The 12,562-nt window shown below is 40.9% G+C and carries 11 protein-coding genes; 6 read left to right on the top strand and 5 right to left on the bottom strand.

The annotated features are described in order from the left end of the window. Positions 1-2 precede the first annotated feature (2 nt). The 5 genes from NI467_RS05265 to tviB are packed head-to-tail and all read right to left on the bottom strand — an operon-like array spanning position 3 to position 5,163. On the bottom strand, positions 3-1,214 hold the full coding sequence (locus NI467_RS05265) for a glycosyltransferase (protein ID WP_253151424.1): 1,212 nt from the start codon (positions 1,212-1,214) through the stop codon (positions 3-5). Then, positions 1,211-2,293 carry a DegT/DnrJ/EryC1/StrS aminotransferase family protein gene (locus NI467_RS05260; protein WP_253151421.1) on the bottom strand — a complete coding sequence of 361 codons (1,083 nt, stop codon included), beginning with the start codon at positions 2,291-2,293 and terminating at the stop codon, positions 1,211-1,213. Before NI467_RS05260 ends, NI467_RS05265 begins: the two co-directional genes overlap by 4 nt. A 2-nt stretch (positions 2,294-2,295) precedes the next feature. Continuing rightward, positions 2,296-2,877 (bottom strand): UDP-2-acetamido-3-amino-2,3-dideoxy-D-glucuronate N-acetyltransferase, encoded by a 582-nt coding sequence (gene wbpD, locus NI467_RS05255; RefSeq protein ID WP_253151419.1) that lies wholly within the window; start codon positions 2,875-2,877, stop codon positions 2,296-2,298. Between the two features lie 14 nt (positions 2,878-2,891). Further along, positions 2,892-3,836 carry a Gfo/Idh/MocA family protein gene (locus NI467_RS05250; protein ID WP_253151417.1) on the bottom strand — a complete coding sequence of 315 codons (945 nt, stop codon included), beginning with the start codon at positions 3,834-3,836 and terminating at the stop codon, positions 2,892-2,894. A 28-nt stretch (positions 3,837-3,864) separates the two neighbouring features. Continuing rightward, positions 3,865-5,163, bottom strand: a complete 1,299-nt coding sequence (tviB, locus tag NI467_RS05245; RefSeq protein ID WP_253151408.1) for a Vi polysaccharide biosynthesis UDP-N-acetylglucosamine C-6 dehydrogenase TviB — start codon at positions 5,161-5,163, stop codon at positions 3,865-3,867. Positions 5,164-5,480: 317 nt separating this feature from the next. On the opposite strand from tviB, the gene NI467_RS05240 reads away from it, so the two are divergent. The 6 genes from NI467_RS05240 (at position 5,481) to NI467_RS05215 (ending at position 12,474) form a co-directional block, all read left to right on the top strand. Beyond that, positions 5,481-6,581 carry a polysaccharide biosynthesis/export family protein gene (locus NI467_RS05240; RefSeq protein ID WP_253151406.1) on the top strand — a complete coding sequence of 367 codons (1,101 nt, stop codon included), beginning with the start codon at positions 5,481-5,483 and terminating at the stop codon, positions 6,579-6,581. Further along, positions 6,581-7,009, top strand: coding sequence for a low molecular weight protein-tyrosine-phosphatase (locus NI467_RS05235; RefSeq protein ID WP_151204299.1), 429 nt, complete (start codon positions 6,581-6,583; stop codon positions 7,007-7,009). The genes NI467_RS05240 and NI467_RS05235 overlap by 1 nt, the downstream gene beginning before the upstream one ends. Before the next feature lie 17 nt (positions 7,010-7,026). Further along, positions 7,027-9,213, top strand: coding sequence for a polysaccharide biosynthesis tyrosine autokinase (locus NI467_RS05230; RefSeq protein ID WP_253151404.1), 2,187 nt, complete (start codon positions 7,027-7,029; stop codon positions 9,211-9,213). A 146-nt stretch (positions 9,214-9,359) separates the two neighbouring features. Beyond that, the gene (locus NI467_RS05225) at positions 9,360-10,802 is read left to right on the top strand and encodes a capsule assembly Wzi family protein (protein ID WP_253151401.1); all 1,443 of its coding nucleotides are present in this window, start codon (positions 9,360-9,362) and stop codon (positions 10,800-10,802) included. Between the two features lie 229 nt (positions 10,803-11,031). Continuing rightward, on the top strand, positions 11,032-11,736 hold the full coding sequence (locus NI467_RS05220) for an FKBP-type peptidyl-prolyl cis-trans isomerase (protein ID WP_253151399.1): 705 nt from the start codon (positions 11,032-11,034) through the stop codon (positions 11,734-11,736). A 48-nt stretch (positions 11,737-11,784) separates the two neighbouring features. Continuing rightward, positions 11,785-12,474 carry an FKBP-type peptidyl-prolyl cis-trans isomerase gene (locus NI467_RS05215; protein WP_151206938.1) on the top strand — a complete coding sequence of 230 codons (690 nt, stop codon included), beginning with the start codon at positions 11,785-11,787 and terminating at the stop codon, positions 12,472-12,474. Positions 12,475-12,562: the final 88 nt, after the last annotated feature.

Below are 12,562 nucleotides of genomic sequence, written 5' to 3'. Positions count from 1 at the left end.
ATTTATCGCACAAAATACTCAATAAATTTATTATAATTTTTTTCAGAATTATAATTAGTGTTAATGATATTAAATGCATTAGACTGGATATAATTCTGCTCACTCTCCGAAAGATTCAAATAATTTATTACAGAATTATATATATCTTCAACTTCACACGAACTATCTAATAAAAATCCATTTTGTTGATTTACAAGAAATCGTATTCCTCCAACATCTGGTGCTATTGGGACAATTTTTTTTGCCATTGCTTCCATCAATGAAACAGGCACGCCTTCACTCTCACTTGCATTTATAATCAAATCATATTTTTCTATAACAAGTTTCTTCTGAAGTTCTGAATTTTCAATATTACCTTTAAACTCAAATTCAATTTTTTCTAATTGACGACTCGCATAATCTATTAGTTTATTTTTTAAAATACCATCTCCATAATGGTGCCAAATTATTTTTTTTGAAGTTACTCCTTCCAATTTCTTTAATGCATCAATAATTTTATCAATTCGCTTTACTTTTATGCAATTTGATACACTGACTATCTTAATACATTCACTTACTTTTTCGTAATTTATGATCGCTTCATCCACTTTAACACCTAATGGCATTAGAATAATTTTAGCATCTAAAACCGAAAAGTTATCAGTTAAATAACTCCTTCCCTCTTGCGACAAAACAAATATAGCATCATATTCATTAATAAACTGCCTTTTAAATGGCATATAATTTTTTTCATATAAATCTTCATATAAATCAAAACGATGAATTCTAGTTACAACTTTCACATTATTTTTTTTCATTTTATACAATAATGCACCATAGGAGCTAAAATTAGACCAATAACTATATATATAATCCGTCCCTAAACCACTTTTTTTTAATTGATTATATGACTGTACTATTAAAACCCCATATTTAATTAACTTTAATAAATTTTTAAAGCTAAATTTTTTACTTTTTATCAAATATATAATTTCTTTCCAAAAAAATGAGAAAGTAATTAATGCAAAGAAATAAATATAATTAATTTTAAATGAATAAGATTCATTTACCCTTATTTCTTCTGGTAAATACCTTAGATTACCATCCTTTACAAAAGGCATCACCTCTAAAGTACATGCGCTATCCCATTTTGCCCAATGAATGATCTCTTCTTCAAGAAACTGCTCCCCAACACCATATGGGTATCTTGATGTAAGAAGTTTTATATTTTTCAACCCACCACTCCAACTACTATGGTTTTCAAATCCATTTCATTCAGGTAAGGATGCATAGGCAAGCTCATAACACGCTCTGCAATTGCATCACCAACAGGCAAGCTTATATTCGCATTTGCAACTGCTGGCTGCTTATTCAATGGAATTGGATAATGCACTGCTGTAGGAATACCCTGCTCTTTCAACTTTGCTTGCACATTATCACGGTTTTCCACTTGAATCGTATATTGCGCCCATGCACTTTGATTATGTGCTTCAATAAATGGCGTAGTATCAATACCCGCTACACTAAACAGTTTAGTATAGGTTTCTGCAACACGCTGACGTGCTTGCATTTCTTCATCCAAAATTTCAAGTTTTGGTAAAAGAATTGCAGCCTGCAATGTATCTAAACGGCTATTCATACCTACACGAATGTGATGATAGCGTCGGTCTTGCCCATGACGTGCAATCTGACGAATCACTTTGGCGAGCTCATCATCATTGGTAAAAATCGCACCACCGTCCCCATAACAACCTAAAGGCTTACTTGGGAAGAAACTCGTACAAGCCACTGTAGTCAAATTACAACTTTTACGACCTTTATACGTTGCACCAAAGCTTTGCGCTGCATCTTCAATAACAGGAATATTATACTTCGCTGCAATTGCATTGATTGCATCAAAATCTGCGCATTGACCATACAGACTAACAGGAATAATCGCTTTGGTGCGTGGGGTAATCGCTGCCTCTAATTGTTTAACATCCAAATTATATGTTTTTGGATTTACATCGACATAGACAGGCGTCGCACCCAATATTGCAACTGTCTCAGCAGTGGCAATATAGGTAAATCCAGGCGTAATCACTTCATCACCCGGACCAATCCCAAATGCCATTTGGGCAATTTGCAAGGCGTCGGTACCATTGGCACAGGTAATACAGTATTTTGCACCTACATAAGCAGCAAGTTTTTCTTCGAGTTCAGCAACTTCAGGGCCTAAAATATATTGACCATGGGTTAATACATTTTGAATACCCGCTTCAATCTTATCTTTTAAACGAGCTTGCTGCGCTTTTAAATCAATAAATTCAATCATTTTTATGCCTGTTCTTTGATTACAGTGCTACCCGATAATCGGTATATCACACCTGTATGTGAACACACAGATTCTGCATGACCGGTTAAAGGTAAATCCAACTGTTCACCGAACTCACTCATCCAACCAATTTGCTTTGCAGGAACACCCACCATCAATGCATAAGCCGGTACATCTTTATTGACCACTGCACCTGCACCCACAAATGAATACTCACCAATCGTTACACCACAAACAATAGTACAGTTTGCACCCAGCGTTGCACCTTTTTTGACCAAAGTATTGCGATATTGGTCTTTGCGTTCAATCAATGAGCGTGGATTATATACATTGGTGAAAACCATGCTCGGTCCGCAAAAGACACCCTCTTCCAAGGTCACGTTATCGTATACCGATACATTATTTTGGACTTTACAATGGTCACCAATCACGACTTTATTGCCAACGAATACGTTTTGTCCTAAAGATACGCCTTGACCGATTTTGGCACCGCCACATACGTGAACAAAATGCCAAACTCGTGAATCGCTTCCAATTTGCGCACCTTCATCAACAATCGCTGTTTCATGTTGATAAAAACTCATAATCATTCCCTGATTTATTTTACTTTAGCTAATAGTGGATGTGGGTTCGCAGGGTTTTCCACAATAGGAGCAACACGAATGACTTCAACTGTTTCAATTGCTGCGCGGTTTTCTTCCACACCGTAACCTTTACCTTCTAAAATACGCTGATAACTTTGTGTATGTAGATCGGTAAAACCGCCTGAAAACTCTAATTCTTCATTTTCAATAGTAATACTACGATAAGTCAGCTTTTCACCTTTTACAGCATTCGACGGCAAGTTATTTGCATCGATAGACAAGAACCAACGTACGCGGGCACGTTCATATTCCAAATAACCTGATGCTGTTTTCTCATCACGATAATGCACTTCATTTTTAACGATTTTGCCAAAAATAAAATGCAGCATGTCATAAAAATGCACACCAATATTGGTTGCTACGCCACCAGATTTTTTATCTACACCTTTCCATGATTTTAAATACCATTTACCGCGTGATGTCAGATAAGTTAAATCTACATCAAAAACTTTATCTGCTCGCGCAGCCTGCACTTTATCGCGTAAAGCAATAATTGATGGATGCAGACGCAATTGAAGAATTGAGTTTACTTTTGCACCATATTGTTTTTCGTATTCAGCTAACAGATTTAAGTCTTCTGAATTTAAAACTAATGGTTTTTCACAGATCACCTCAATACCATTTTTTAGGGCATATTTCATATGAGGCGCATGTAAATAGTTTGGTGAGCAAATCGCAACGTAGTCTAATTTCTGACCTTTCAGCTTCTGATCTTCAACATACGCTTCAAACTCTTCAAATTCAGTAAAGAATTCAGCTTCAGGAAAATGACTATCCATAATCCCTACAGAGTCATTGACATCCATTGCAACCGCTAAATCATTACCTGTTTCTTTAATCGCTTTTAAGTGACGTGGAGCGATATAACCAGCAGCACCAATCAAGGCAAATTTTTTCATGTTTTTCACTTTTAAAAATCAATTACTCTTAGAGACGGAATACTGTAAAGCCCTGGGCAACCATATCATCACGGTTAAACAAGCTTTTTACATCCGCAAGTACTGGCTTCTCACCCTGGGTATATGCACGTAATTGTTCAGGACTTAAATTACGAAATTCATTATGGCCTACAGCAATAATCAGGCTATCTACAGGATGTTCGGCATTTACTTCAACCAGTTCAATTCCGTATTCACGTTTGACCTCTTCAACGTCTGCCCAAGGATCACACACTGCGACTTTCACACCCCATTGATCAAATTCTTTAATCAGATCTACAATTTTACTATTTCGAATGTCTGGACAATTTTCTTTAAAGGTAACCCCTAAAATCCCAACTGTTGCTTTCGTCACATCAATATTATTTTTGACCATTTTCTTGATGGTTGTTCGGGCTACATAACGTGCCATGTTGTCATTAATGCGACGACCCGCCAAAATCACTTGAGGATGATAACCAACCTCTTCCGCTTTGTGCGTCAGATAGTAAGGATCAACCCCAATGCAGTGACCACCGACCAACCCTGGACGGAATGGTAAAAAGTTCCATTTGCTTCCTGCGGCCTCTAATACATCCAAGGTATCAATTTCAAGGCGTTCGAAAATTACCGACAACTCATTTACTAAAGCAATATTTAAATCACGTTGCGTATTTTCAATAACTTTTGCTGCTTCAGCCACCTTGATACTGGTAGCTTTATGCGTTCCAGCTGTAATAATGGTGTTGTAAACCTGATCAACGAAAGTGGCAACTTCCGCAGTAGAGCCAGAAGTGATTTTTTTGATTTTGGTCAGTGTATTGACTTTATCACCTGGGTTAATCCGCTCTGGACTATAACCGGCAAAAAAGTCTTCATTAAATTTAAGCCCTGACACTTGCTCTAACACCGGAATACACACTTCTTCGGTTGCACCCGGGTATACCGTAGACTCATAGACAACGATATCTCCAGCCTTAAGGACCTTAGCAATAGTTTCACTGGCTTTCTGTAAAGGTTTCAAATCAGGACGATTAACTTGGTCAATCGGCGTCGGCACAGTCACAATAAAAAAGTTACAGCTTTTTAAATCTTCTAAATTTGCTGAATAACTCAACTGGGTTGCCTGTTTGAGTTCTTCTGGGGAAACCTCAAGGGTGTGGTCTTGGCCACTTTTAAGTTCATCAATTCGTTTTTGGTAGATATCAAAACCGACTACAGGTACTTTTTTCCCAAATTCAACCGCCAGTGGCAAGCCCACATAACCTAGACCAATCACCGCAATTTTTAAATCTACAATAGATAGCATTTTAACGCCTTATTTATGTACTGTACTTATGAAGATTAAATCTTTCGGCAGGAATACTAGCAGAAAATCAAGGAATTTCTATGACGTTTTATGTTCATCCTCTTGAAAAGCCAATTATGATGTAGGCTTTTTGTGAAAATTCACATAATTCAATTTAACTTAGCGCCATACTCACTTTTCTCATTATTATGCTCACCCGAAGGGTTTGATCAAACAGGAAAATTGATTACAAAATGCTATATACCTATTTGACAAGTTCGGTAAAATAGCCGCAATTTATTTAAAACTTTTTAAAAAATTTAATAATGGAATTTCGTGTGCAACACTTTCAACTGGCTATTTTATTGGCATGTGGCATTGCCACCACTGGCTGTGCGGTCACCTCTGGCTTACAAACTTCTGACCTGCCGAGTGAAGGTATCTATCAGACCGAGGCCGGCACTCGAGTGAATGTCATTCGACTGACCCAAGATAATTTATTTGCGCTTCAGCCCGCACAAGCCAGTCCAGCCCATTTGACCGCCTTATTTAATACCCCTCATAAAAACTACCGTTTAAGCGCTGGCGATATTCTTTCTATTTATTTATGGGCCTATCCTGAAATTACCCCTCCTACCAATACCATCAGCAATGAAAAAGCAGTCGAGTCGAATGGTTACCAGATTGACTCACAGGGTTATATCCAGTTCCCGATTATTGGTCGCTACAAGGCTGCTGGCAAGTCACTTGCTCAGGTGTATTCAGAACTGCGCAGCCAGCTTGCACGCTATTTAAAAACCCCCGATGTCATTGTACGGGTCTTGTCTTATCAAGGTCAGCGCTTTTCAGTACAAGGCAATGTGATGCAGGGCGGTCAATTCTATCTCAGTGATCAGCCAGTCAGTGTCTATACAGCTTTAGGTATGGCAGGTGGGGTAAACGCCCAGCAAGGCGATAACGCCTCAATCAGCCTGGTACGTCAGGGGCGTACCTATAACTTGAATACAGTGGAACTGGAAAAAGCAGGTCTGTCTCTGCACAATCTGCTGATTCAGCCCAATGACACCCTGTATGTGAACAGCCGTGAAAACCAGAAAGTCTATGTCATGGGTGAATCTGGTAAAAATCAGTCTCTCCCAATGCGGGATCAGGGCATGAGCCTGAGTGATGTGATTGGGGAAAGCCTGGGCTTAAATCCACTTTCTGCAAGTCGCAGCAAAATTTATGTGGTGCGTAGTGCCTCAGACCATGCCATGACCGAAATCTATCATCTAGATTTGAGCAGTATTGGTGACTTTGGTCTGGCCAACCAGTTTAAAATGCGCAGCAATGATATTGTCTATGTCGATGCATCAGGTTTGGCACGCTGGCAACGTGTCGTGAACCAGATTATTCCATTCTCAAATGCGTTGTATAATCTTGATCGTCTGGGGCAATAATGCAGTTTCGTAATATTCTCGTCGTGTGTATTGGTAATATTTGCCGTAGTCCTATGGCGGAGTTTTTTTTAAAACAAGAATTTCCTGAATTGACTATTCATTCAGCAGGAATCTCAGGCATGGTCGGCTATCCGGCTGATGCAAAGGCTCAACACTGCATGCAGGGTTTTGACATTGATATGCAGAGTCATGTTGCCCGAAAGCTGAATAGCGAGATGGTCAAACAGGCGGATCTGATTTTGGTCATGAGCAAAAACCAGCAACAGCATATTGAAAAAACCTGGCCTTTTGCCAAAGGCAAAACTTTCCGTTTGGGACATTGGCAGTCAAAAGATATCGCCGATCCTTATCAACATGATCAGGCATTTTTTGACAGCACCTGTCAGCAAATCCAGCAATGCGTTGCTGACTGGAAAAAACATATTTAATTTTTTGAATGACAATTATGAGCCAAAATACCAATACTGAAGATACTATTGATTTAAAAGAGTTATTTTTCTCTTTAATTGCTCAATGGAAACTGATCGCCCTCTGTGTACTGCTGAGCTTGATTGCAGCACTCTTCTATTTAAGAATTACCCCCAACACCTATGCGGTAGATGCGCTGGTACAGGTGGAAGATAGTAAAGGCGCTTCTGCTGCCCTACTGGGTGATTTATCTACTATGATTGAGCAGAAGTCCCCTGCTCAGGCAGAAATTGAAATTCTAAAATCCCGTCTGGTTTTAGGTTCAGTAATCAACGACCTCAATTTAGACGTGGTGATTGCAAGTGCAGAAGATAACACCTGGAATCGCTTATTAAAAAAACATGAATATGATGTGGAATATTCCAAAAATTCTGTTCTTTTCAAGGATAATCAGCAAAGCTTTGATGTACGCCAGTTTCAGGTCCCTGCCTACTTTAGGGACAAAAGCCTGCTGTTAACGTTCAGAAACAACCAGTATAGCCTGACTGATCCAAATACAGACGAGACTGTTTTTTCAGCTTCACTGAACCAGCTTAGCCAGTCCCAGTCGGCATATGGCCTATGGAAAGTTGCGATTTATAGTCAGGATCATCCAGCAGCGAGTTATTATATCCAAAAGCAGAGCTTGCCTGCTGCGGTACGAACGCTGTTGAATAATTATTCGGTGGCCGAAAAAGGTAAAATGACCGGTGTACTGGGACTGAGCTATCAGGGTCAAGACAAACAGCATATTACCCAAGTCCTGAATACTATTTTATCGGCTTATAGCCAGCAGAATATCGAACGCCGCTCTGCTGAATCAGCTCAAACCTTAAAATTTCTGGATGAGCAGCTTCCTGAGTTACGTCAAGAACTGGATGTTGCAGAACGTGAATTCAACCAGTTCCGTCAGCAATATAATACCGTCGATGTGACCAAAGAATCTGAATTATATTTAACTCAAAGCATTGCGTTAGAAACTCAAAAAGCGGAACTTGAACAGAAAGTCGCTGAAGCGTCTGCACGTTATACGGCAGAACATCCGGTCATGCAGCAAATGAATGCCCAGTTAGGCGCAATCAATAAAAAGATTGAACAACTCAGCAGCACCTTAAAGCAGCTCCCGGACTTGCAGCGTCGCTATTTACAGCTCTACCGTGAAGTAGAAGTCAAACAGCAGTTATATACCTCGCTGCTCAATTCCTATCAACAGCTGAATATCGCCAAAGCCGGTGAAATTGGGAATGTGCGGATTGTCGATACTGCAGTGGCGCCCATTGAACCCATTAAACCGAAAAAGCTTCAGATCCTGATTTTATCAATTTTCCTGGGCGGTTTTCTCGGAACACTGCTTGCTCTGCTGCGCAATATGATGCGTTCAGGGATTAAAGATGCAGCACAAATTGAAAACGAACTGGATCTGCCGGTTTATGCCACTGTTCCTCGTTCACTGATTCAAGAGAGTCGTATCAAACTTCTGAAGAAGAAAAAGCATATTCCAATTCTTGCGGTGAAGGATAGCGGTGATATTGCCATTGAAAGCCTGCGTAGTATGCGTACCGCGATTCACTTTGCCCTTAGCAGCGCCGAGAATAATATTATTGCCCTGAGTGGCCCTGCGCCTGAAATCGGTAAGTCTTTTATTGCAGTGAACTTGGCCACGATTCTGGCACAAGGGGGGAAACGGGTATTAGTGATAGATGGTGATATGCGTCGTGGCTATTTACATAAGTACTTTAATGCCGAGGTACAACCAGGTTTAGCTGAATTGTTGAATCATCAAAACAACTACGACGATGTCGTTCAAAGTGCAAGCGTGGAAAACCTGTTTTTTGTGACACGTGGTAAAAGTCCGGTCAATCCGTCTGAACTATTAAGTACTGATCAATTCAAGAATTTCTTGGATCAGGTATCTACCCGATTTGATCATGTACTGATTGATACCCCGCCTGTGCTTGCAGTGACTGACGGGATTATTATTGCGCAATATGCGGGTGTAAATTTATTGGTTGCCCGTCATGCCAAAACACAAATCAAAGAACTGGAAATCACGGTCAATCGCTTTGAACAGGCCAATGTCAAAGTCAATGGTGTCATTCTGAATGATGTACAAAAAGCCAATGGTGGTTATAGTTATGGTTATAACTATGCCTATGCTTATACCGCAAATAAAGACCAGGACTAATTCAGTCTAAACTTAGATTTCACATCCTGCTTCAAGCAAGGTGTGAAATCACCTTCTATTACATTTATTCCAAATGATCATTGTTGAAAAAATCAACTAAAAACCCTATCGTGGTTACAGTTTAAAACTCCTGAGAATATACAAGAATGTTTAAATCAAAAACACTGCTTGCCAGCTTGGCATTAAGCTCCTCACTGACCTTTGCCCAAGGCATCGTTTTAAATGACCAAGACCTGCGCACCGATTTAAACTGGTTAAATCAGCAAGGTGTGATTCAAATCAGCACGTCAACCTGGCCAATGAGTGGTGATGAAATTCAACGCGCGCTTTCTCAGGCAAAAATCAGCAATAATAATCAGCAAAAAGTCATTGATTCTGTCATGGCTCATTTGAATGCCAGTAACCAGTTACTCAAAGCATCCCTGTTTGCAGAGACAGATCAAAAACATCTTCCTCAAGCCTTTGGCGACCAGCAAAAAGCTCAATACCAAGCGGGTTTAGAATTAAATGCAGGCAGTCAAAATTGGGATGCCAGACTTCGCGTGAATGCAGAAAAAGATCCGCAGATTGATCATGATCAAGATGTGAATGTTGAAGGGTCTTATATTGCAGGTAAATTATGGAATCAATGGCTGATTGCTGGACAAATTCCGACCTACTGGGGACCCGGTCATGATGGCAGCTTAATTCGGGGTGATGCCAGTCGTCCGGTATATGGTGTGACCATGCAGCGTGCCGAACAGAATGCTTTTGCCAACCAATGGCTGTCCTGGATTGGGCCTTGGCAATATCAAGCCTTTGCCGGACAACTGGATGACTACGATGCTGTACCTGATGCTAAATTAATTGGCTTACGTGTCACCGCACAACCTTTACCCTATTTAGAGCTGGGTGCATCGCGTGCTATTCAGTGGGGAGGTGAAGGACGACCTGAAAGCCTGAGCTCACTTTGGGATGCTTTTGTCGGTAATAAAGACAATGGCGGCACAGGTGAACCTGATCCATCCAATCAAATTGCCGGTTTTGATGCGCGCTTAAATCTACAACCGCTGGTGCACGTCCCAATGGGGATGTATGCACAATATATTGGTGAAGATGAAGCCGGTGGCTTACCAGCAAAAAAAATGTATTTGGCTGGGGTCGATTATTCTTCTAGCTATAAGAATATGCCCTTCCAGCTATATACCGAATGGGCGGATACCCGTACCAATGGCAAGGCCCGAGGTGTTTCCTATAATCACAGTGTATATACCGATGGGTTTTATCAGCATGGTTATCCCTTGGCACATGCCATGGGTGGGGATGGTCAAATGATTTCAGTAGGCGGTGATATTCGTTTCGATCGCCTCAATCGGGTTAATGCTCGGGTGCTGTTTGCCAAGTTGAATGAATCTAACCGAACTACCAATTTAGCTTTTCCAGTGCAGGATGAATTAAAAGCTGTTGATGTGAGCTGGACCCATTATTTACGCCCCGATATTCCTCTGAAATTAAATGGCTGGATCAGTGATTCAGACCTCCATGGCAATGATGGCGGTGCCTCAATTGGGATTGAATTTCCTTTAGAAAAAGGCTTATTTTCCTACTAGGTTCTTGGCAAAATATAATTTTGGTTGGGCAATCATTGTGTCTAGACATTCTCCAACCATGATTAAAATCCAAACAATTAAAAAACCGGCAATTGCTGGTTTTTTATCTTTTATTTTAAACACAGCGGGTGCATTTGCTTGCTAAAAATCCACGCACTCTACAAGATTTCTTAAAATTTTCTGCTAAGATGGAATGAACTTCAATGATAACATTAGATTGGAATAATACATGAGTAAGGCCTTACCGATTGCTGTCGCTGTTCTTCTGGGCGGTGCCGCGCTAGTACCTGTTTACTATGCATCTCAACACCCCGCGACCCAAACTACAAAAGCATCTAAAGATGCCTCTGCGGTTGCCAAAATCAGCTATGCACTCGGTTATGAAGTGGCCCATCAAACGCCACCTGAACTTGATATTAATAGCTTTGTGACCGGTGTACGTGAAGGACATGCCCGTACTGCACCGGCTTATACAGAAGAAGAATTACAGGCGGCTTATGAGCAGTTCCAGAAAGAAATGCAGGAAAAACAGCTGAACAGTGCCAAAGAAGCCCAAGCTTCTAGCGATACTTTCCTGACTGAAAATGCAAAAAAACCGGGGGTCAAAACCACTGCTTCTGGCCTGCAATATCGGGTTACTCAGGAAGGTAACGGTAAATCTCCGGCAGCCAGCTCGGTGGTTAAAGTTCACTATAGCGGCAAACTGGTCGATGGTACGGTATTTGACAGCTCAGTTGAACGTGGTGAACCTATTGAATTTCCTTTAAATCAGGTGATTCCAGGCTGGACCGAAGGCCTGCAACTGATGAAAGAAGGTGGGAAAGCGACCCTGTATATCCCTTCACAACTGGGCTATGGTGAACAAGGTGTTCCGGGCACCATTCCACCGAATAGCACCCTGATTTTTGATGTTGAACTGATCGAAGTAAAATAATACGGTTCAGGGAGGGCATTGGCTCTCCCTTATTTTTGAGATACTAGAATGAAAATACAATTTAGCCTTGCTGCCCTGCTGTTATGCTCGGGTAGCCTGTATGCCAAAGAAATTACAACAAAAAGTACCCAAGCCGAACAGGTCGGCTATAGCTTTGGCTATCTGATTGGACGTAGCAATATTGACGCCTTGCAAGGGATTGATCTAGATGCGTTTAGCCAGGGATTAAAAGCGGCGGCGGCTGGCCAGAATGCCAGTATCAGCGATGAAGAGATGGCACGAGTACTCAGCCAGTTCAAACGCCAGAGCGAAGCCAAAGAGCTGATTCAGCTAAAACAGCAGGCAGATGAAAATGCCAAGATAGGTCAGGCTTTTTTAAAAGAAAATGCGAAAAAACCTGGAGTGAAAACCACCAAATCCGGTCTGCAATATGTAGTGCTACAGGAAGGCAAAGGCAAGTCACCGACTGCCAACAGCAATGTCCGGGTGCATTATGAAGGCCGTTTACTGGATGGTACCGTGTTTGACAGCTCGATTGCCCGCACCCAGCCTGTGGTATTTCGGACGACACAAGTTATTACCGGCTGGACTGAAGGCCTGCAGCTCATGAAAGAAGGTGCCAAATACCGCTTTTTTATTCCTGCGGAACTGGCCTATGGACAAGTAGGTTCAGGGGATGTAATCGAACCAAATAGCACCCTGATTTTTGATATTGAACTGATTGAAGTGATTAAATAAAAAACGTCTGTACTTAAAAAATGAAAAGGCCGGATTTGCATGATTGGCCTTTCCCTTTGTTAAGCGTAGCCATGAATTAATCTGCTGT

It is taken from the genome of Acinetobacter sp. S4397-1 (genome assembly GCF_024129285.1).
In the GTDB taxonomy this organism is placed as follows: Bacteria; Pseudomonadota; Gammaproteobacteria; order Pseudomonadales; family Moraxellaceae; genus Acinetobacter; species Acinetobacter lwoffii_C.
The sequence above is the reverse complement of the archived record's forward strand: the minus strand, read 5'-3'. Positions and strand labels throughout refer to the sequence as shown.